The organism is Paenibacillus sp. FSL K6-1566 (genome assembly GCF_038050475.1).
Classification (GTDB): domain Bacteria; phylum Bacillota; class Bacilli; order Paenibacillales; family Paenibacillaceae; genus Paenibacillus_AQ; species Paenibacillus_AQ lactis.
Window position 1 is genome coordinate 3,098,098 of sequence record NZ_JBBOSR010000001.1, and the last position, 20,999, is coordinate 3,119,096.

Consider the following 20,999-nt stretch of genomic DNA (forward strand, 5'->3'; position numbering starts at 1 on the left):
TTTTTTTGAGTTTATTTTAATGATCATTCAAGAAAAATAGAGCATGAGGTGATCCTTTTGAGAAATTCACTAGGCATTTATTGGCTGGCATTCGGCGTCTTTATCATGGCAACAGCCGAAATCGTGGTTTCCGGTATCTTAGCGATGATATCCGAAGATTTGAAGGTGTCGGTTGGGATGGCAGGTCAGTTGGTGACGGTTTATGCATTGGTTATTGCTATCGGCTCTCCGGTCTTGATGGCAATTACGGCAAGGATTGAAAGAAAACGGCTCCTTATTTTATCGTTCCTAACATTTATCATTGGCAACGGCATCGGGTACTTAAGTCCTGATTTTTCGATCCTTGTGATCGCTCGTATTGTCCAAGCGGCAAGTGCGAGCGTGTTTACGGTCGTAGCCCTGACGATGGGATCCAATCTTGCGGCACCCGGCCGGCAGGGAACAGCCATCGGTACTATTCTTATGGGAGCAGGTACGGCATTAGCTGTCGGCGTTCCTTTGGGAACACTGATCGGTGGGCATTGGGGATGGCGCTTTGTCTTTGTTTTTATTATCATGCTGGGATTGCTCTCCGTAATTGGCATTGCTTATACCGTGCCGATATCAAAGCATCAGGAGTCTTTATCCTTGAAGCAGCAGCTTGGGGTACTGAGAAATCGACGCATTGTAAGCGGGCTGCTCATTACTTTGTTCTGGGTTACCGGTTATCAGATGATGTTTACGTATATCACACCCTTTCTCCAGGAAACCGCAAATCTTGATGCGACCCGGATTAGTGCCGCGTTATTTGTAAGCGGGATCTTCGCTATAGCAGGCTCAAGAATAGGAGGCTTTGGGTCCGATCGCTGGGGTATATTCCGGATGCTGATGGTGAGTTTGTTGTTTCACGCAGCGGCGCTGATCGTTTTTCCATGGGCAGCGACATCATTCATCGGGGCAATAATGATCCTCGCGATCTGGATCGGTTTTGCCACCATGACGACGCCTGTACAACAGTACTATTTGATTTCGCTTTCGCCTGAATCATCCGGGCTGGCGTTAGGGATGAATAACTCCATTTTCCAACTCGGAATGGCTGTCGGTGCCGCTACAGGAGGGTGGATCGTCCAACAAACCTCCGTAATGGATCTAGGATTCTACGGTGCGATGAGTATCATGCTCGGTGTTGGTTCGGTCTTATACTCTTTTGCTATAAAGAAACAACCCAAAACGACACGCGGCTGACACAAGAAAAATCGATCAGCCTATTTTGGGAACTTTCTTCCTTTTTGTGGAGTCTGTTTGAGTAAGGGGGGAGGAGAAGAGCTTGAAGGAAATGCAGCTGCAGCTTTCTGCAGAGCTGAACATATCGGATATACGGGGGCTTATGGAATCCTATGGAGAGGACGTTTGGAATTACGCTTACGTCATTACCAAGAATACGCATACGGCGGATGATGTTGCACAGGATGTGTTTATTAAAGCCTACCAACATGCTGCCTCCTTTCGTGGGGAGGCTTCGATGAAAACCTGGCTGCTCAAAATCACACGCAACACCGCGTTGTCCTATCTAAAACGGGCGTTCTTTCGCAGAGTGGTCCTCCTTGGAGAGCGATCGCCGGAAGATGGATTGGGGAGGATGACGAGGGACTCGTCATCGCCATCTGCAGAGGAGGAGTATATGGATCGGGAGATGGCGGATGAATTGTGGAAGCAGGTTATAAAGCTGCCCGGTAAATATCGCGACCCGCTTGTGTTGAGCGTGCATTATCAACTATCCATGGAGGAAATATCCGTTATTACAGGTCTGGCGCCAGGAACGGTAAAGTCCAGAATTTTCAGGGCTAAAAAGAAGATAGCCGCCGAATGGAAAGGAGCGAAGGATGATGAATGAATGGAGGTCGGATTGGGATCAAAAGATGGCACGGCCGCCATTTAAGGAGCGGCGGTTTACGGCAGATATGATGGAGGATGTGGAGAAACGGCTTGAGAATGTTAGGAAGAAGCGAAACCGACGTGGAAGGGTTCGGTCTGCTATCATAATCGTACCTGTGATGCTGCTTGTCTTCGGTGCCGGGAGCATTTGGATCGGTGACCAGACAGCTCATTCTCCTAAGCAGGTAACCCCAAGTCTCGCCATCCAAGGGGGAGGAGCGTTTCAATCCAGCTTCGAGCCCGGTGCAGGTGGCGATTACGATTGGTGGAGCTCTTCAGATCATGAGACGAAGCAAGGCAATGATCGCACGATCGTAACGCTGGGGATCGCATTCATGAAACGGGAGCTTGGAGTCTGGGGAGGCCCGACGCCGGACATCTGGGAGCATCCGGAGGTCAAAGCTCCGCTTGAACGCTATGATGTATCGAGTCCATGGGTATATGAAATGTACGTGGATCAGATTCGTACGGATGAGATGCAAACCGTATATCAGCTGCGTCTGCGCCTGAGGGATTCGATTCCGATGGTCTATGAGGAAATGATCGACGTTACCATTCAAAACGAGACACACCGAATCTCGCTGATTGAGCATAGAAATAAGGATGAAACGGGGATACCGTTGGAGGAATACGAGCCACAAAGCTAAAGGGATAAAAAATGGTTCAGTATTCTGCAAATAACTGCAGTGCTTATGTTCGTGCATACGTCCTGCCAAACGATAAAAAACCGGAGCGGATGCTCCGGTTCTTTGGATGGTGAATGCACTGGTTAAAGCGGACGGATGGCATCCCCTATAACCTCTCGACACTAGATCAGTTGACGAAGCTGATTTACGTAAAAGGCCAGTTCGCTCTCAGACTCGAGATCACGCATTAAAGCCCGGAGCAGGAACAATCGCGGCTGCTCCTGCACGGCTTCATCGCGCAGCATGGCCGCGACCTCCGTCAATTCTTGTTTTCTCTGGTTAGGCACGGCGATGTCCGGGATCAACGAGGCGATCATTTCAATCAGCGCATCTCTTCTCGATCCGCGCGAAGCAAACAACGACCGGAGCTCCATGCCCGAATACTCGGTCATGAGCTCATCCGTGAGCAGGGAAGGGGAGGATCGCTGGTTCAGCCCATGCACCAGATCGTCCATTCGTTCCGCAATGAACAAAGCAAGCGCCTGCTTGTCCATCGGCTTGTATCCGAATAACAGATGGAAGGTATATTCGCGGATGAATCCGTTAAATATGGCGGTGGCGTCCCACTTCCAAGGCTCAATCGCCGATCCGTATTGGCGGCGGAGAATATCCTGATAATACAGGAACATGCTTCTGCGAATGCGGCTTAATACGTCCTCGATGATTTCGCTGCCGAGCGGGGCAAGCTCGTTGTGATCCCTGGATATGTAGTAACCGTGCTCCACGTAAAAATCGAACTGATACGCAATTTCGGCCAAAAAGGTATCTCTTTTGGACAATTGCTTTTTCCTGATTCGGTCCACCTCGTCGACCATAACCTGCTGCCGCCGCTCCAAAATGCTGACATACAACTCTTCTTTCGAGGAAAAATGCTTGTACAGCGAGCCCTTGGCAATGCTGCAGTCATCTGCGATATCCTGGATGGATGTCGCCTGGTAGCCCTTCTCCGCGAAGAGCCGGACCGCCGATTGAAGAATTTTCTCCTTAATCATGCTCATCCTGCCGCCTCCTTCAATGACATAAAACATCAATATATATTCGATAATCGCCCAAGGATTCGGGTTCGTGGGCCTAAAGATTGCATGTATGGAACACCCGGGCGTAGTGTACGAATTTCATTGTACCAGTCCTGGCGCAATAAATACATGACACCCTGATAAGTTCCGTAGGAAACAATATGGACCGGCATGTGCAGCCGAGCGTAAAGGAATGATGGGCCGCACATAATGTTATTTTAACACGATGAATGACGACACCATGAGACGGCCAATCTGGCGGTTTTCCCTTGTAACCAAGTCTTATTATGACGATGGAAACCTGAATGAGGCAGCATATTGTGGCAACGGATGCCTGCCTGATGCAGGCACATCGTGACGTGCTTAGCGTGAAACTTCAACTTACGCCCGGACTGGAGACCTCAGCGGCGGCAGGCTGCGGCTTCCGGATGAAGAAGCTGAGCGCAAGCCCCGCACATGCAATACACGCGGCAGCGAAGAAGGTATCGCAAAACGGAGTCAGGCTTGCCTCCAGCACATTCCCGTCCGTTCCGGAAAGGGTCAGGTTAACCTTCATGCGGGAGGCTAGGAAGCCGGTAAAGCCCGATATGGCAAACGAGGCGATGACCTGCTGCGATGCGCTGGTGAGTGGAGTGACCCTGCTGACCAAATGTCGAGGTGTTGCATTTAATACATAGGTATTTAACGACATCATGGACAAGCCCATCCCCGAGCCCTGCATAAACAAAACGACTAGAATAAAGAGCAGCGGCGTGTCCGTTCGGAGAAAGGTCATCGCAAACAATCCGCTCGTCATCAAGGCCATGCCGGCAATGAGAGGCGGACGGGCACCGACTTTATCGAAGATTCTGCCCGCTAACGGCATGAATATCATAGAGCCGATGGCCTGCGGCAGCAAGATAAGACCCGTCGTGAACGGTGAGTATCCCTTAATTTGCTGAAGCAGAAGCGGAAAGAGCAGCACCGTTCCATACATCGCTGCCTGCATGAACCAGGATGTGATAATCCCGCGTCTGAAATCAGACGATCGAAAAACTCTCAGCTCCAGCAGCGGTTCGGCTTTCCTCCAGCAAGAAAGAATAAACACAAGAAGCACTGCGCCTCCGATGATGAGACCGGATAACGTTCGGGCAGAACTCCAGCTCACCCCGCCTTCGCCAACGCCGAACGTGATCAATGCAAAAGCCAACGGCCCGAGGATTAACCCCGTCTTATCCAGCGTCGGCGCCTTCTGTTTCGGAAAGACAGGCAAATATTTTTTCCCGATTACGAGGCCCAGAAGACCGATCGGCAGATTGATCAGAAAGATCCATTGCCAGCTTACGTATTCCACCATCCAACCGGACAGCACCGGACCGAGAGCGGGAGCCAGCAGCAGCGGAATGCCAAGCATCCCGATAATGGAGCCTCGTTTCTCGGGCGGGGCAATACGGTAGACCATGGCCATGCCGATCGGGGAAACCATCCCCCCGCCCAGGCCCTGCAGGATCCGAAAGAGGATCAGCTGCTGAGGCGTTTGAGCGAAGGCGCATAAGACCGATCCGAGGGTAAACAAACCTATAGAGATCAGAAATACACGTTTCGGACTGAATTTATCCGACATCCAGCCTGCTAAAGGAATGACTGCCGACAAGGATAAGGTATAGGCGGTAATCGACCATTGGATGAGATGAAGCGAGCTGTCGAAATAGTTCACCAATGTAGGGATGGCGACGTTAACAACCGTACTGTCCAGAAGAACCATGAAGGTTCCGATCACAACCGCGACCAGCGAAGCTATGATTTTGTTCATGGGCAGCGGTCCTTGCTCTTGAGGGATATGAGCTGATGTTGGATTTGACATGAGCATGCACCTGCTTTCTAAGTAGTATAAAGATTTAAAAGGGCGAATAACACTTCCAGCTGCCAAAAATAAGAAGTTGATTCGCTTTTGTGACCAATAAGTTTTATTAAAAACTAACTGGTCACAACTAGGGAATATCATATCGACGGAATGACTGCGTGTCAAGAGAAAGGAAGGCAAACGATCGTCTTGACTTCGCTGGGACATTCCGGTAAGATTGGGAGTAACTTTACTAAGGGGAATGTTTTATGTCTGCGAGTGTTCTTAACTAATCAAATTCCATACAAGGACTTTGGCTTGTATTTATCCGCTTTACGCTACCCGTATGTCCATTCCGGGGCGTTATTTGCTGGCGGACCGAAGTCGCGGAATTAGTTAAGAACAACGGATATAACCAACCTTAGGGATACCTTTTTCTAGGCGTATGCGTCCGTACTCTTCGTACGGATTTTTTTATTTTTTGACGCGCTTAGTGAGGGTTATACGAGGACAGGGGTGAACGTATGTTCACTTCTGTCCTTTTTGCTTTTTACCACTAGAAGGGGTGATAGGACATGAATCCATACGTAGCACAAGCAAGTCAGCACATCCGACTGCAGGAAGGACCGATGGCTATTGAACGATTCCTGATCGAATGCTATTTGAATCCGGGGATATCAACGAAAGGGCTGGCGCGCGCAGCCTTGCTTCCGACGCCGGTTGCCGCCGCCATCAAGAAGGAGCTGATTCGGGCAGGGGCGCTTGTTCAGGATCGCGGCGTCCGGTGCACATTCGAAGGCCGTCAATCGGTTGAACGCGAATGGGGATACGCGGGGCTAGAGCGCGATTGCCATCAGTCGATGCTTCTCGGACGGGAGGATACGGACGACTGGAGGGAGATCCTATCGGTTTTGCAGCAAATCTTCTCTTCGCGGCCGCAAGTCAACGTTCAGATCGACCAATCTTCCTGCACCCCCGAAACCAGCTTGCGCAGGGCTGTGCTTGGCTTGCAGTATCACACCCTGATCGGTAAGCAAATCCTGTGCGTAGGTGATGATGATTTGGTGAGCATTTCGATCGGGCTGCTGCTGCAAAAGCTGTTTCCATCCGGAGATCACAAGGCAACAAGCGTGCACGTCGTTGATATTGACGAACGCTTCATCGGCTTTATCGAGGGGATCGCAACTGAACGAAAGCTGCCCATTGTGTGCCATCTTCATGATGTCAGAGAGCCGCTGCCCCGGGAACTGCATGGTCAATTTGACTGCTTTTACACCGATCCGCCCTACACGCTGCCAGGGATGAATTTGTTCGTCTCACGGGGAATCCGTGCCCTGAAGATGGTCCAAGGACTGCCGGTTTTTCTCTCGTTCGCCCACAAATCTCCGGAGGTTACGCTGGCCATGCAGCGCGAGTTCGTTCGAATGGGCTTAACCATCAACGCCAATTATCCCAGCTTCAATGCTTACGAGGGAGCGGAGCTGATAGGAAACCGGAGCCAAATGTTTGTGCTTCGCACGACCGATCATATGTCGGCAGAATTTGCAGGCCGATATCCGGATGCCATCTACACGGGTGAGATCAAGCGAACCGTTCGTACATACAGCTGCACGCAATGCAAGCAGCAAGTAACGGTTGGAGCGAATCAGCAAGTCGCAACCATCGAGAAGCTGAAGAACGCCGGCTGCCCCCGGTGCAGTAACGACGACTTCGAATTGATCGAGAGAAGATCTTGTTAATCGATCATGCAATCTAGCGAAAAAAGCGCATGGTCGAGACGTTCTTTCGCGTGATGAAGGTGGGCGGCTCTCGTCCAGCAGAATAGGGAGCTTTAGCAAAATAAGTCCTAAAGTCCATGAACGTTAAAGCTGCATCAAGTCTTTCGCAAAAAAGAGGGAGCGCCGCCTAATGCGGCGCTCCCTGCACGTTAGTCCGTTACGGCTCCTCTGGAGGCGGAGGATACCAGCTTGGCATATTTGCGGAGGACTCCGCTGGAATGCTTTAATGGCAACGGCGTCCATTGCTTGGCTCTTGCTTCAAGCTCCTCAGAGGTTACCTGCATATTGATTTCCTGTGTTTCGCTGTCGATGGTGATGATGTCCCCCTCGCGCAAGAGGGCGATCGGTCCGCCAACCTGTGCTTCAGGCGCCACATGTCCGACCACGAAGCCATGCGATCCCCCGGAGAATCGACCGTCCGTTAAGAGGGCGACCTCGCCGCCAAGCCCTTTGCCGACAATCATAGCCGTGACAGACAGCATTTCAGGCATTCCCGGCCCGCCTTTTGGACCGCAGTAGCGGATAACCACCACGTCCCCTTTGTGTATGCGGTCGTTCAGAATGGCTTCCGTAGCTTCTTCTTCACTGTCAAACACGCGTGCAGGACCGGTGAATGTAAGCTTGGCGAGTCCGGACATTTTGGCCACGGCGCCTTCCGGCGCCAAATTGCCTTTCAGCAGTACGAGCGGTCCGGTTGGCTTCAGCGGCCGGTCAAACGGACGGATCACATCCTGGCCGCCCGTAAGCGGCTGAACCTCTGCCAAGTTTTCGGCGAGTGTTCGCCCCGTGACGGTCAAGCAATCCCCATGCAGAAGACCATGCTCCAGCAGCAATTTCATCACGGCAGGAACGCCTCCGACATTGCTCAAATCCTGCATCATATATTGACCGCTTGGCTTAAGGTCCGCAAGATGCGGAACTTTTTTGCGAATACGCTCAAAGTCGTCGATGGTCAGGTCGACCTCAACCGAATGGGCGATAGCCAATAAATGCAAGAATGCATTGGTTGAGCCTCCCAAGGCCATAACAACCGTAATCGCATTTTCGAAGGCTTTTTTCGTCATAATGTCCCGGGGATAGATCCCCATTTCCAGCAGCTTAACGACCGTTTCTCCAGCCTTGACGCATTCATCGGCTTTATGGCTTGCTATGGCTGCCGTGGAGGATGAACCGGGCAGACTCATACCGAGTGCCTCGGCCGCTGCGGCCATGGTATTAGCAGTATACATGCCGCCGCAGGCGCCGGCACCCGGACATACGTGGCACTCGATCTGATGGAGCTCCTCCGGGGTCATTTTCCCGTCATGATATTGTCCGACCGCTTCAAAGGCGGTCACGATATTGACGTCGCGTCCATTGAGCGATCCGGGCTGAATGGTGCCTCCATAGACGTAGACTGCGGGGAGATTCATGCGCCCGATGGCCATGAGACAAGCCGGCGTGTTCTTGTCACAGCCGCCGATCGCAACGAGACCGTCGAAACGTTCGGCGTTGACCACGGTTTCGATGGAATCGGCAATGATTTCCCGGCTTGGCAGGGAGAAGAGCATCCCTCCATGTCCCATCGAAATGCCGTCAGACACGGTAATGGTATTGAAAATAAGGGGGGCTCCGCCGCCGGTCTGGACGCCTTTCTTGGCTTCCTTGGCCAGTGCGTCGATATGGATATTGCATGGCGTGACCTCGCTCCAAGTGCTTGCCACCCCGATCATCGGTTTCTTGAAATCCTCATCGTTGAATCCTACCGCCCGGAGCATGGCCCGGTTCGGGACCCGGTTCACGCCTTCGCTGATGACCTTGCTGCGAATGCGCAAATCTCGCTGATTGGCATGCGTCATTGTTACATCTCACCTTCCTTGGTATTTTGGATGAAAGCATACAGTTCCTTCATCGGTCGAATCAGATTCTGCTTCATCACCGAAGAGGCCAGCGCTCTATCCTTGTTCTCAAGCGCCTGAATTATGCGGGCATGCTCCTCGACCGAGGCGGACGTTGCGGATACCGGCTGGGCCAGGAAAACATATTTGAACCTCCGGATGTGGATTTGAAGGGAGGCGCTGAAGGAGGCCACATAGGAGTTATCCGAGGTTTGGAAGCGGCAATAACGAAAACGTATGTTCCTCTCGATGGACTTGTGATATGATTTTCTAAATGAATAGGGAGGATATACGTATGAATGTTGAAGGATTTGTTGCTGAACTTACCTCATGGTTCCGCACCCATGCTCATCCGGATAAGGCCGTTGCAATGTCCGCCTATATGAAGAATCGGTACGCATTCTTAGGTATCCAGACGCCGGAGCGGAACGCTCTATTGAAGACCTTTCTTCAAGCGCATGGAAGACCGGGAAACGAACAACAGCTGGAACAGATCGTAAAGCTGCTGTGGGCACAGCCCGAGCGAGAATTTCAAAATGTGGCGATGACATTGTTGGATGCCCGCGGGAAGCGGACCGAAGAGTCACGAATCAAGCTTCTGGAATCGTTGATCATTGATAAGTCCTGGTGGGATACGGTAGATTTTCTTGCCGGAAACTTGTCCGGAAGCTATCTGACCCATTACCCGGAGCAGATCGAGGGTTACCCGGATCGGTGGATCCGGTCGGACAATCTCTGGCTTCGCCGTTCAGCAATTCTCTTCCAGCTTCATTACAAGGACCGGACCGACAAGGAGCGGTTATTTCAGTATATCCGCATGTGTAGTCACGAAAAGGAGTTTTTTATCGCCAAAGCGATCGGATGGGCGCTTCGCCAATACGCGAAAGTAAATCCTGACGACGTGCTTGCGTTCGCAGCAAATGAATTCCTTCAGCCGCTCAGCAGACGCGAAGCGTTGAAACTGCTGACGGCAAGGACCTGAAGCAGCAGAGTCCATTAGTAATCGTATCCCTGCACGAATCGTCGATGCAAACTCTTCTCATCTCGGAAGAAGTCTTATTCCATAAGAAAAAGAGCAGCTCATTACCGATTCGAGCTGCTCGATTTCTTTAGGGTGACTCGATGGTTTAACCCCCCGCGTTTACCGTCTCAATCCCGGCATGAAACGCTTCCGAATCACCGTTTTCCAAGCCGAATAACGCCTCCTGCAACGCGAAAGTGCCCTGGTAAAAGAGAACGCGGTCCATAAGCTGATGAACCTCCGGATATACGTCGAGCACAAGCTTGAAAAAGGACTCTCCATATGATGCGCGCAGCGCCGCATAATCAACGGCCGGGTCGCCGATACCGGCTTCATCAAAATCCAATATGCCGCAAATTCGCATTTCATCCGGATCATACAGTAGGTTTGAAGTGCCAAAATCGCCGTGAATCAAAGCCGGAGCGATTGGCGAATCGGACTTCGCATGAAGAAACTTCCCGAAATGCCGATCCGTCCATTGTCTCGCTTCTGGCTTCAAATAAGGGTACAGCTTGGTTTGGATTCGCTCGTATAATTCCGCCCATTCGGCATATGGATCAAACGTTCGAAGCTCCCCGTTATAAAGGCCGTCAAGCTTCATGTTATGAAGGTGACGCAAGAAACCCGCCAATTGCCCGGCCAGCCGCCGGCGTACGGCGTCATCCCCGATCTGCTGCAGTTGTTCCGCTTCCAAAGGTTCCCCGTTCAGCTTCCGATAACTGATGAAGGGCCGGTAAATGGCTTCATCGTCCAAGCAGCATAACACGGGCTGCGGTACATCCAGCGGGAGGCGATCGGCAATGAAGCTCAAAAGGTCGGCTTCACGCTTCAAACGGGTTGTTCCTTCTTTATACTTGGGGAAACGGAAGATAAGCTCCGAGTTGACGAGCTTGAGGACATTGTTTTGTCCGGAACCGATAGGTTCCACCGAATGAAGCTCCAGAGCAGGACAAGCACGGCGGATGGATGCCAGCGCTAGGTCTAGCTCCATTCTTACAAGGTCCAGCCCGGGCGCAAAGCCGTCCGGAATCGTTCCAAGCTCGGTAAACCCAAACCGCTCAAAGAAGCCGCGACTATGGGGAGATGTCTCAATCTTTACGATGGAAAACTGCGGTTCAGCGCTGATGCGGCGCAGCCGTTCCGTAAGAAGCTTTGTCCCGACTCCCGAGCGGTGCAGACTCCGATCCACCATGCCCCAGCAAAGTACAGCAATGCTTTCATCATCTCTGCCTGTCGCATATCCACCGCAGGCAATGACGGAACCCCGCTCATTCTCCAAGACAAAGTATGGCCCTGGAAGTTTCTCTAAGAACAATGCATAGTCTTGTCGTTCCTCAGCCGCAAAGTACTTGGGCACGTTACTGTCAAATACGGCTAAGCAGGCCTCGTGGTCTTGGTTCTTAAAGGGGCGCAAGCGATACGAGGACAATGTATTATCCATGAAATGATCACCTCTCTATAAAACTCTTCCTAATTATACCAAAGCCTTACAAGCAGGTAACGGAGAATTTCAATCTTAGCCCAGAGCGTGAGCTCGATCGGGAACGGATCAAAAATATATATGATTTTCAAACCAATCCTCAGGGTACCCTTGATCCCGTGCTTCATTTATCATCATAAGGGACGGGGCGTTGGATACAATGTAATACTGTTCTTACTAACATAAGGGGTGGAGTGGGAGGATGACAGCATCAGGCAAAACCGTATTGTTTCAGGGCGATTCCATCACGGATGGAAATCGCGGGCGCGACGGCGATCCGAATCATATTCATGGGCACGGTTACGTGTATCTTATTGCTGCTGAGCTGGGATTTGAACTGGCGGATTCCCGGCCGCGGTTTATTAATCGGGGGGTTAGCGGCAATCGTGCATCAGATTTGTATGCGAGATGGAATGAGGATGCCATTTTTCTTCAGCCAGACCTGATCAGCATATTGGTCGGCGTCAACGATGCAGGAAGGGTGATTGAAGGAGCTCCGGAAGGAGCCAGCGATCGATTCGAGAGGGCATACCGTCATATTCTTGAGGAGACAAAAGAACTTCTTCCTGGAACGGGACTCGTGTTATGCGAGCCGTTTGTGCTGAAGACAGGGGCTACCGTGCAATGCTGGGAAAGATGGCGTCAAATGATCCATGAATACAGCAGTGTGGTTCGGCAATTGGCACAGAATTATGATGCTTTGTTTGTTCCGTTGCAGAAAGCCTTCGACGATGCCGCAGCTCGAACTGGAGCGGATTATTGGATCTGGGACGGGATCCATCCGACGACAGCGGGCCATCGATTGATTGCACGTGAATGGCTGAACGTCGTTCAGAACAGCCCGCTCGCAATTGGTTAACCACGGGCAACGAGGCAAGAGAGAACTCGGATGCCGTTTCCGTGATCTTAACAGACACTGGAATGGAAGGGCGATACATTAGAAGAAAGCAGAAAACTCCCCCGAGAATTAAACACGGAGGAGTTTCCTTTTTTAAGCATGATCCTTGCGCATTTGTTTGAAATACCAGAAGAACATGAGAAGATAGAGGGCTACCGCAACGATGCTAAGTCCAATCCATTTCATATCCATGGTCTTCACGGCGCTTCCCATCAAGATGGCTAGCATTTTCTCAATCGGGTCCGAGTCAATGGACGAGAATAGAGCGTTTGCAGACAGGCCCGCCGGAATGCTGTTCATGGCTCTGGACGTCTCCGTCACAAATTCCGCGATAAACGTTGCGCCCCATAGGAACAAAGGAATAAGAACGGTTCCAATGATGGTCATTCGCAGTACCCGGCCTTTCGTTATAATCAACAGGGCAGGGGCCAGTACGGTTAACAGAATACCTCCAAGCGGAAGCACTTTATTGCCCGGCAAAAAGATCGAAATAATAAGCAGGATCGGTGCCAGAATGTTCGCAACCGCCCACAGCTCGGCTCTTGGCGCAAGGATCGGCCAATCGATGCCAACGAGCAATGTTCTGCCTTTTAAGCGCTTGCTCATTTGCTTCGTAATGCCGTTTGAAAGCGGTTCAATGGCAGGACCGAACCATCCGCCTACCAGCGCGAACAACTCAAGCGCAACGCCTCCGGTAAATGCCAAGGTGAAGATCTCGGCAGCCGACTGCTGGCCAAGAAGTCCAATAAAGATGCCTAAATAAGCGCCAATGGCAAATTTGCTTCCCCAGAAACCGATTTTCTTATTCAGAACCTCGGCATTGAAATCATACTTATCGATGAATGGAAGGCACACGTCAATGATTTTATTAAAAATCATCACAACAGGAGCAATCAACAAGCTCGGATGCGCTGTTGTGGTGATATTCGTATCATCGTAATCAAGGAGCTTATTGATCGTCGGCTTCATGACATCCGCATTGATCAGCATCAGTGCATAGATCATCATGACAAACAAGGTCGTCAGAATGAAATTTTGATTCGAGTAATACAGCGTTAACAGCCCGATGACCGATAAATTCCAGATATTAAATAAGTCAACGTTCAACGTGGTCGTCATTTTGGTAATCAGCATAATAAAATTGACAACCAGGCAGACAAAGGCAAAGTAAAGCGTATACACGGAGCCCCAAGTAATAACGGCGAGCGGTGCCCAGCCAAGGTCCGTAATCGACAAGGATACGCCCGTAGATTCAACAAACTGCTCGAGCGCAGGAGCAAAGGAGCTGGTCAACAGTGAAATGACCGCGCCCATACCGGTCAGCGCAACCGCCATCCGAAGGCCGCCTTCCAAAGACTTCGAGATGGATACGCCGACTAGCAGCGAAAGCACAGTAATAATGACAAACATCATGGCGGGTCCGCCGAGATTGATGAAGCCGTTAAATAGATTATTCATCGTATCAATAAACATCAGGTCACTTCCTCAACAAGGTCGTAACCGGTTACGTGACTTGAGGGATAGTTGAAATCTAGCACATGCAAAAAAATTATGCAAGGGGTTAAAATTAAATTTGACAGAAAAAATGATCCATGCTTAACTAGTCAGTAACCGGTTACGTAAATGAGGGATACTAATTTATGACAACAATTCGAGATGTAGCAAGAGAAGCAGGGGTTTCTGTAGCGACAGTTTCCAGGATTATCAACAATAAGGGAGAAGCTAGCCCCGAAACGATTGCCCGTGTAGAACAAGTCATTAAACGATTGAATTACAAGCCTAACCTGCTTGCGAAAAGCCTTTCCAAGCGAACTTCGGATTTGATCGGCCTATTGGTGCCTACGCTCAATAACCCGTTTTTTCCGGAGCTGGTGAAGGAGATCGAGACGGCGGCTAACGCGGAAGGGTATAATATTTTCTTGTGCAACAGCGACGATCAACGCTCCAAGGTCAAATATTACTTGGACTCGATGGTGGACCATTATGTAAGCGGTGCTATCATCAACTCGCTGCATGTCAATGCCGATGACTTGGCCATGCTAGAGGCGCGAGGCATTCGGACGATTACGATCGACCGGGCAAATTTCGAGCATGCCTATTCGGCTGTCACGGTGGATCATCAGCTTGGTGCATGGAAGGCGGCGAATCATCTTATCTGTGATTCCGGATGCAGCAATATCGTATTTTTATCCGGTCCGAAAGACGAGAAGAGCTCCAATGATCGCTTTGCCGGGTTCCGGAAAGCGGTGGAGCATGCGCCGCATCCTGTACATACAAGCATCGTTTACGGTGACTTCAGCATGGAAAGCGGTTATCACCAGATCAAGCAATACATTTCGTCTGGCAAGCCGTTTGATAGCATCGTCAGTTCAAATGATGCCATGGCCATCGGAGCGATTCACGCTTGCAATGAATTTAATATACGCTTGCCTGAACAAGTAAAAATCGTTGGTTATGATAACATCAGTTCCGGTTCCTTTATTACGCCTACGCTTACGACAGTGGATCAGAAAAAATCAGAGATCGGAAAAATCGCTGTTCAGGAGCTGTTACGGCTGATTCAGGACAAGAACGGGCAATCGAAACAATATAACCTGGAACCTGATTTAATCATAAGGAACTCCTCCGCTACGACGTAAAGGAGCAGTAAACCATGTATAAATTAGGTCCATCATTAATGTGTGCGGATCTTGGCAACCTGGAGTCCCAGATTTCGGAGCTGGACAAGGCGGGCGTCGATTTTTACCATATCGATATTATGGACGGGAATTTCGTTCCGAACTTCACGCTCGGCCCCGACTTTGTCCGGACGGTCCGCAAATTAACGGACAAGCCGCTTGATATTCACTTGATGGTTAACAAACCGGAGAATTATATCGAGTTATTCGCCGATTGCGGAGCGGACATGATCTCCATTCATGAAGAAGCGACCGCACATCTGCAAAGCTCTTTAACCAAAATCAAAAGCTTGGGAATTCGGGCTGGGGTGGCAATAAATCCTGCAACCTCGCTCGATTTTCTTAAGTATGTCTATAACGTAACCGATTACGTAGTTCTCATGACCGTGAATCCCGGATTTGCAGGACAAACGTTTATTCCCGCGATGTATGACAAAATCGCTGAGCTTCATGCATTCATTCAAAGCACAGGCATGGACATCGAGATCCAAGTCGATGGCAATATCGGCGCCGGAACGATTCCGAAATGCAGGGAGGCCGGAGCTTCCATGTATGTGCTGGGAACAAGCGCCGTATTCAATGATGCCGGCTCTATTCAGGATAATGTCGCAAATACACGCAAGCTTTTCAACTAAACGAAAATCCGAGATAGGGGAAATCACCATGAAGAAGAACTATGATATTTTGGTTGTTGGCAGCATCAATATGGACGTCATCGTGAATACGGACAAGTATCCTGCCTATGGAGATACCGTGTTTTGTAACTCGATCAATATGACGCCGGGGGGAAAAGGTGCGAATCAGGCGGTGACGGCTGCTCAGTTGAATAAAAAAACAGCTTTGATCGGCGCAGTCGGCAAAGATAGCGCAGGCAGTCAGCTGCTGAGAAACCTGGAGGTCAAGAATGTAGATGTCAGCCATGTTCTCGAAGTGGAAACAAGCGGAACGGGTACATTTGTTGCGATGATTGATGTGCGCGGCGAGAATACGATGGTAGGGACCAAAGGGGCGAACGACCATATTTTAAGAAAAGACATTGAGCAGATTTTTGATCAGCTCGATGCCAAGATCCTGCTGGTCCAAATGGAAACCAGTAAGGAATCCATACTTGCCGCCATGCAGGAGGCCCGCAAAAGAAAGATGTTCGTCATTTTGGACCCGGCTCCGGCTGAGGGTATATTCGAGGAGGCATTTCAATACGCAGACCTCATTTTACCGAATAAACAAGAGACCAAAGCCATTACGGGCATTGATGTAGTCGATCAAGAAACCGCGCTGCAAGCTGCCATCAAGCTGAAGGAGATGGGCATCCCGCAATCGGTCGTGAAAATGGCGGAAAACGGAAGCCTCGTCTACCAGAATGACACACCGACGTATATCGAGGCCATCAAAGTCCAAGCCGTCGACACGGTTGGAGCGGGAGATTGCTTTGCGGGAGCACTTGCCAGTTCGCTGCTTGAAACGAACGATCTGGTTGAAGCCGTAAAATTTGCTAGCGTCGCGGCAGGTATCAAGGTTTCCCGATCCGGCGGTCAGGATGCAATTCCAACATTACAAGAGGTATTGTCTTACCATTCTACTTGTTAATAGATAGAAGATTTTCTCATACACATACAGAGACAGGCGATCGTGTGATCGGCTGTCTTTTTTTCATAAAACCTATATAGAGTAAAGGCGTACACAAGTTAATAGATGCAAAATCGCGGTTATTTTCTATTCCTTCGCGGACTTGCGAAGCTGTTCGATGAGGCCGCGCAGAATTTGATTGGAATGAAGGATGTAATCGAGTATGGTCTCCAGCTGATCTTGATCGTACTTCGAATATAAGTCTAGCATGGCATCGTTTAATGGAGCGAAAACCTCTTTAATCGCATGCAATTGCGAATAGACGGGCTCGGCATAAACCACCCTGAGATCGCCGGGATCCTTGGCCCTGCGGATGAAGCCTGCCTTCTCCAATCGGTTGAGGACGCTTGTTATCGCCCCCGTGGTTAGGCCGGTCCATTCGGCGAGCTGTCCCGCCGTGACCCTTCCTTTGCTCAGGATCAGATCCATACATTTATGATCCGTAATGTTAAGACCCAGATGCGCCGCGACCGCTTGATGGAACATGACGGTTTGCGTTGATAATTGTTTGGAAGCCTCGGTAAGCGACTGCTGCAGGTCTTGTTGTGTCGGTTTCATACGATACCACCTTTAAACATAGCGATACATGAAGTATACCATAACAGCTATCTTGCATTAAAAAAACACCGCTGGTATCAACATCTCCATCCAGAGTCCAGGTGAAGAATCAGTCTTGAGACCAATGCGGCATCCCCTCATTATTGTAAAATGAACATAATGATTTTGATCATCATATATCTTAATGATTAAGATAATTAGATGGGGGGAACAGTCTTGTTCGAATCACTAATGGGAATTGAATTTCTGCTATTACTGTGTTCCATTGCGGTCTGGGGGGGAACTGGATTTGTAGTAAATCATCTTAAATATGTTAGAGGACGCAACCCGAGCTACCGGCGTTGGGTAAGGGCGGCGCAACTCGGTGTGGCCATCGGCAGCAGCCTGATCATCCTGTGGGCAGCCGTCATCCTGATCATTATGCTTCAGTTCGGCTGGCTGTACGTCATGGACCGAGTCATCGTTATTTTACCGCTGCTTGGCCTGCCGTTGGCTGCCGTACGGATGGTTGCACGGCCGAAGCTGTCGCGGGAATCGATGGATCGTCACCCCAAGCAATCGGTCATAGTCACCGTTCATGTTATGTTCGTTGGAGCTGTAATTGCATTGTGGCTTGTGGCGATTGACATCCCGGCTATCCCTAACCTGAGGGATTTATTGATATACGGCGGGGCCTTAATCCTTTCAGCACTATTGCTTAGCCTTCATCACGGCAGGAGATTAAGAATTGTAGATAACCGCCCGCCCAAACGTATCCAAAGAAATGCTAGGGGCGCATTGTATTCCATTCTTGTGCTTGGAACCGCGCTCGCCGGATTGGTGATATCCATGAGAATGAGTGAATTACCCGGCACGATGCCCATGGTTCACCATCGCACCGCCGATTTTGGGGGAGGTGATATCCTTGAAGCCGATCAAATGCACGCCCACCACCAGGGGCATGTTACCGGGACGAGTGGAAATCCAGTGAGCGTCACGGAGCTCAAAGGTCCCCAAACAGGTATTCCCGACAAAAAGTATGTATTGAGCGCCGAGACGAAGACGCTCCGTCTGGCTTCCGGCGAAGCCATCGAAGCGTGGACGTTCAACGGGCAGATCCCGGGACCCGCGCTTGAAGCGGATGAGGGTGATCTGGTCGAAGTACGGTTAGTGAACAAAAACATTGCGAGCGGCGTTACGCTTCACTGGCACGGCGTTGATGTTCCGAATGGCGAGGATGGCGTTGCCGGAATGACCCAGGATGCCGTGATGCCCGGCGAGTCGTATACCTACCGTTTTGTCGTCAATGAAACGGGAACCCACTGGTATCACTCCCACCAGCAATCTTCCATTCAAGTGCAAAAGGGACTGTTCGGTTCATTCGTCATTCGTCCGTCCAATCAGCAAGATTCGGAAACGATGGATGCGACCGTGATGGCCCATCATTGGGTGACGCCGGGCAGCAGGGAAATTGCAGCGCTCGGTTTGGCCGATACGTTCCAGCGGCAGAAGGTAATACCGGGAACACCCGTAAGGCTTCGGCTCGTTAATGCGGGGAACTTGACGCAGACCTTCACATTGAACGGCGTATCTTATAAGGTAGCCGCCGTCGACGGCTATGAGCTCAATGAGCCGGGAACGCTGACGGACAGCTTATTGCGGATCGGTGGGGGAGGGCGCTATGATGTCATTTTCACCATGCCAAAGACGCCGGTCACTTTGACAATGATATCGGAACCAGATCCGATCGGCATTGTATACAGTCAGGATGGGCAAGGTGAACCGGACATACTCCAGAAAGGCACGGTGTTAGACATCACAGGGTATGGATCGCCAGCAGACACTCCGTTCAATCCTTCGACCGACTTCGACCGATCGTTTACGGTGATTTTAGATCAGACGTACTTTGGCACTTATAACGGAGAAGCGGGACAGCAATGGGTAATCAACGGAAAGGCGTTTCCGGAAACCCCAACTCTCATGGTCAGGGAGGGGGATATCGTAAAAACGACCTTCGTCAATCGGAGCTTTGCCGACCATCCTATGCACCTACATGGGCATCATATCCAGGTCCTCAGCAGGAACGGCGAACCGATCAGCGGAAGCCCGCTCGTCCTGGATACGTTAAATATTGAACCTGGCGAGACGTTCGAAGTCGCATTCTTGGCAAATAATCCCGGCCTATGGATGGATCACTGCCATAATCTGGATCATGCACGAAAAGGAATGACCATGCATGTGGCATATGAGAATGTCTACACGCCATTCGCAATAGGCAGCGATACGGGCAATCATCCTGAATAAGCATTTATGAACGATGGGTTGAACGATAGGATTCAAGATAAATTCACGTAATATATCTTAATAATTAAGATAAAGGAGATGGAAGGAATATGAATACGAACAATAACAAGGTAGCGGTGATCGGGTGCGGAATTGCAGGACCGGCAGTGGCATTATTTCTAAAGCGAATCGGCTGGAATCCTGTCATCTATGAGGCAGCCTCGACGCATGACGACTATGCAGGCTTATTTCTAAACGTGGGCCGCAACGGCTTGCGTGTCCTGAAGGAATTAGGCATCGATCAACCGATTCGCAGCGAAGGCTTTGAAATGCGAGTGATGCGGTTTCGTAACGGGAAGGGCAAGCCGCTCGGTGAGGTCGGTCATATGGAAGGAGAGCCGCAAGGATACACCGTAAAGCGTGGATTCCTGCACCGCGTCCTGCGGGATGAAGTCATCCGACAGCAAATTCCCCTTGTGCTTGGAGCCAAGCTGGTGCGTATGAAGAGCGGAAACGCGGAAGCGGAGCTGGAGTTTGAAAACGGTATGACGGAAACCGTGAGATTCGTCGTCGGCTGTGACGGCATTCATTCCTCCTTGCGCAAAAGCCTGCTGCCGGATGCGCCGCAGCCCCAATTCACGGGCCTCATAAGCATTGGGGGATTCTCCAAAGGGGTAAAAGTACCGTTTGTGCCGGGCGTACAACAGATGGTGTTCGGCAACCGAGCATTTTTCGGATATATTGTTCAGCCATCAGGTGAGGTATTCTGGTTTGGAAACGAGGAGGTTAAGGGAATACCGACCCGCAGAGACATGTTAGCAATCTCTCAGTCGGAATGGCGCCACAGAACCACGGAATTATATAAGGGCGATGATCCGCTGATTCAGGACATCATTCGATCAACACAGGGAGATATCGGTGCGTTTCCAATCTACGATATGCCGCCGCAGCCGACGTGGCACAAAGGTCCGGCCGTATTGATCGGGGATGCCGTTCATGCGACGTCTCCGAATGCCGGTCAAGGCGCCTCGATGGCATTGGAGGATGCGATGATGCTGACGAAATGCATACGGGATATCGACGATCTTGAACTTGCGTTCACCACGTTCCGGTCGCTCAGGCATGAACGCGTAGAGCGAATCGTGCGATATTCTCGCACCTTAGGACAGCGTAAATATGCATCCAACCGGGTACAGGCCTTTTTTCGGGACACGATGATGCCCCTGTTCTTGAAATCCGCCAATAAAGATTCGCATGGCTGGATGTACGATTATCGGATTGACTGGGAAGAGCGTGTGCTTCAAAATGCGGGGGCATCCCGATAAGGCCGAATGAGCAGATCATTAGATTATCTAGATTAGTATAATCGGAAGTTTGTAATAT

The 20,999-nt window shown here is 50.5% G+C and carries 18 protein-coding genes; 11 read left to right on the plus strand and 7 right to left on the minus strand.

Going from position 1 to position 20,999, the window contains the following annotated elements:
* Window positions 1-57 precede the first annotated feature (57 nt).
* The 3 genes from NST08_RS13645 (at window position 58) to NST08_RS13655 (ending at window position 2,561) form a co-directional block, all read left to right on the plus strand.
* Complete coding sequence (locus NST08_RS13645) at window positions 58-1,224, plus strand: MFS transporter (protein WP_341341849.1); 1,167 nt, start codon at window positions 58-60, stop codon at window positions 1,222-1,224.
* 82 nt (window positions 1,225-1,306) lie between these two features.
* Window positions 1,307-1,873, plus strand: a complete 567-nt coding sequence (locus tag NST08_RS13650; protein ID WP_007131878.1) for an RNA polymerase sigma factor — start codon at window positions 1,307-1,309, stop codon at window positions 1,871-1,873.
* Window positions 1,863-2,561: a hypothetical protein gene (locus NST08_RS13655; protein ID WP_210094925.1), complete on the plus strand. Its 699-nt coding sequence runs from the start codon at window positions 1,863-1,865 to the stop codon at window positions 2,559-2,561. Before NST08_RS13650 ends, NST08_RS13655 begins: the two co-directional genes overlap by 11 nt.
* Window positions 2,562-2,722: 161 nt before the next feature.
* Here the strand turns inward: NST08_RS13655 and NST08_RS13660 are convergent, their stop codons facing one another.
* Window positions 2,723-3,598 (minus strand): TetR/AcrR family transcriptional regulator, encoded by an 876-nt coding sequence (locus NST08_RS13660; RefSeq protein WP_028405710.1) that lies wholly within the window; start codon window positions 3,596-3,598, stop codon window positions 2,723-2,725.
* A 394-nt stretch (window positions 3,599-3,992) separates the two neighbouring features.
* Entirely contained in the window at window positions 3,993-5,459 is a 1,467-nt protein-coding gene (locus tag NST08_RS13665) for an MDR family MFS transporter (RefSeq protein ID WP_445933632.1), read from the minus strand.
* A gap of 554 nt (window positions 5,460-6,013) precedes the next feature.
* Here NST08_RS13665 and NST08_RS13670 point away from each other — a divergent pair.
* Window positions 6,014-7,177: a bis-aminopropyl spermidine synthase family protein gene (locus NST08_RS13670; protein ID WP_341341851.1), complete on the plus strand. Its 1,164-nt coding sequence runs from the start codon at window positions 6,014-6,016 to the stop codon at window positions 7,175-7,177.
* A gap of 188 nt (window positions 7,178-7,365) precedes the next feature.
* Here NST08_RS13670 and ilvD read toward each other — a convergent pair whose 3' ends face one another.
* Window positions 7,366-9,054 (minus strand): dihydroxy-acid dehydratase, encoded by a 1,689-nt coding sequence (gene ilvD, locus NST08_RS13675; protein WP_341341852.1) that lies wholly within the window; start codon window positions 9,052-9,054, stop codon window positions 7,366-7,368.
* 2 nt (window positions 9,055-9,056) lie between these two features.
* Complete coding sequence (locus tag NST08_RS13680) at window positions 9,057-9,404, minus strand: FCD domain-containing protein (RefSeq protein ID WP_210094983.1); 348 nt, start codon at window positions 9,402-9,404, stop codon at window positions 9,057-9,059.
* Between NST08_RS13680 and NST08_RS13685 the strand changes: the two genes are divergently transcribed.
* Window positions 9,389-10,075, plus strand: a complete 687-nt coding sequence (locus tag NST08_RS13685) for a DNA alkylation repair protein (protein ID WP_144878542.1) — start codon at window positions 9,389-9,391, stop codon at window positions 10,073-10,075. The two genes, NST08_RS13680 and NST08_RS13685, sit on opposite strands and share 16 nt — an antisense overlap.
* A 145-nt stretch (window positions 10,076-10,220) precedes the next feature.
* Here NST08_RS13685 and NST08_RS13690 read toward each other — a convergent pair whose 3' ends face one another.
* Window positions 10,221-11,555: a GNAT family N-acetyltransferase gene (locus NST08_RS13690; protein WP_341341853.1), complete on the minus strand. Its 1,335-nt coding sequence runs from the start codon at window positions 11,553-11,555 to the stop codon at window positions 10,221-10,223.
* Between the two features lie 241 nt (window positions 11,556-11,796).
* On the opposite strand from NST08_RS13690, the gene NST08_RS13695 reads away from it, so the two are divergent.
* Entirely contained in the window at window positions 11,797-12,453 is a 657-nt protein-coding gene (locus NST08_RS13695; protein ID WP_144867754.1) for a GDSL-type esterase/lipase family protein, read from the plus strand.
* A gap of 132 nt (window positions 12,454-12,585) precedes the next feature.
* Here NST08_RS13695 and NST08_RS13700 read toward each other — a convergent pair whose 3' ends face one another.
* Window positions 12,586-13,965 carry a PTS transporter subunit IIC gene (locus NST08_RS13700; protein ID WP_007131889.1) on the minus strand — a complete coding sequence of 460 codons (1,380 nt, stop codon included), beginning with the start codon at window positions 13,963-13,965 and terminating at the stop codon, window positions 12,586-12,588.
* 167 nt (window positions 13,966-14,132) lie between these two features.
* Here NST08_RS13700 and NST08_RS13705 point away from each other — a divergent pair, with 167 nt between their 5' ends.
* The 3 genes from NST08_RS13705 to NST08_RS13715 are packed head-to-tail and all read left to right on the plus strand — an operon-like array spanning window position 14,133 to window position 16,757.
* A complete protein-coding gene (locus tag NST08_RS13705) occupies window positions 14,133-15,131 on the plus strand; it encodes a LacI family DNA-binding transcriptional regulator (RefSeq protein WP_144867752.1) in 999 nt (332 codons plus the stop codon).
* Window positions 15,132-15,145: 14 nt separating this feature from the next.
* A complete protein-coding gene (rpe, locus tag NST08_RS13710; protein WP_007131891.1) occupies window positions 15,146-15,805 on the plus strand; it encodes a ribulose-phosphate 3-epimerase in 660 nt (219 codons plus the stop codon).
* Window positions 15,806-15,833: 28 nt separating this feature from the next.
* Window positions 15,834-16,757 (plus strand): ribokinase, encoded by a 924-nt coding sequence (locus tag NST08_RS13715; protein WP_341341854.1) that lies wholly within the window; start codon window positions 15,834-15,836, stop codon window positions 16,755-16,757.
* 126 nt (window positions 16,758-16,883) lie between these two features.
* On the opposite strand, the gene NST08_RS13720 is transcribed toward NST08_RS13715, so the two are convergent.
* Window positions 16,884-17,354 (minus strand): MarR family transcriptional regulator, encoded by a 471-nt coding sequence (locus NST08_RS13720; protein ID WP_028405720.1) that lies wholly within the window; start codon window positions 17,352-17,354, stop codon window positions 16,884-16,886.
* Window positions 17,355-17,570: 216 nt separating this feature from the next.
* Here NST08_RS13720 and NST08_RS13725 point away from each other — a divergent pair, with 216 nt between their 5' ends.
* The gene (locus tag NST08_RS13725; RefSeq protein WP_341341855.1) at window positions 17,571-19,637 is read left to right on the plus strand and encodes a multicopper oxidase family protein; all 2,067 of its coding nucleotides are present in this window, start codon (window positions 17,571-17,573) and stop codon (window positions 19,635-19,637) included.
* A gap of 89 nt (window positions 19,638-19,726) precedes the next feature.
* Complete coding sequence (locus tag NST08_RS13730; protein WP_251535052.1) at window positions 19,727-20,941, plus strand: FAD-dependent oxidoreductase; 1,215 nt, start codon at window positions 19,727-19,729, stop codon at window positions 20,939-20,941.
* The last annotated feature ends 58 nt before the right edge of the window (window positions 20,942-20,999 follow it).

Coding starts and splice junctions, on each gene's coding strand:
- NST08_RS13665 (WP_445933632.1), bottom strand. CDS start 5,459: ATGTCAAATCCAACATCAGCTCATATCCCTCAAGAGCAAGGACCGCTG.
- NST08_RS13660 (WP_028405710.1), bottom strand. CDS start 3,598: ATGAGCATGATTAAGGAGAAAATTCTTCAATCGGCGGTCCGGCTCTTC.
- NST08_RS13670 (WP_341341851.1), top strand. CDS start 6,014: ATGAATCCATACGTAGCACAAGCAAGTCAGCACATCCGACTGCAGGAA.
- NST08_RS13685 (WP_144878542.1), top strand. CDS start 9,389: ATGAATGTTGAAGGATTTGTTGCTGAACTTACCTCATGGTTCCGCACC.
- NST08_RS13655 (WP_210094925.1), top strand. CDS start 1,863: ATGATGAATGAATGGAGGTCGGATTGGGATCAAAAGATGGCACGGCCG.
- NST08_RS13700 (WP_007131889.1), bottom strand. CDS start 13,965: ATGTTTATTGATACGATGAATAATCTATTTAACGGCTTCATCAATCTC.
- rpe (WP_007131891.1), top strand. CDS start 15,146: ATGTATAAATTAGGTCCATCATTAATGTGTGCGGATCTTGGCAACCTG.
- NST08_RS13705 (WP_144867752.1), top strand. CDS start 14,133: ATGACAACAATTCGAGATGTAGCAAGAGAAGCAGGGGTTTCTGTAGCG.
- NST08_RS13730 (WP_251535052.1), top strand. CDS start 19,727: ATGAATACGAACAATAACAAGGTAGCGGTGATCGGGTGCGGAATTGCA.
- NST08_RS13720 (WP_028405720.1), bottom strand. CDS start 17,354: ATGAAACCGACACAACAAGACCTGCAGCAGTCGCTTACCGAGGCTTCC.
- NST08_RS13695 (WP_144867754.1), top strand. CDS start 11,797: ATGACAGCATCAGGCAAAACCGTATTGTTTCAGGGCGATTCCATCACG.
- NST08_RS13690 (WP_341341853.1), bottom strand. CDS start 11,555: ATGGATAATACATTGTCCTCGTATCGCTTGCGCCCCTTTAAGAACCAA.
- NST08_RS13715 (WP_341341854.1), top strand. CDS start 15,834: ATGAAGAAGAACTATGATATTTTGGTTGTTGGCAGCATCAATATGGAC.
- ilvD (WP_341341852.1), bottom strand. CDS start 9,054: ATGACGCATGCCAATCAGCGAGATTTGCGCATTCGCAGCAAGGTCATC.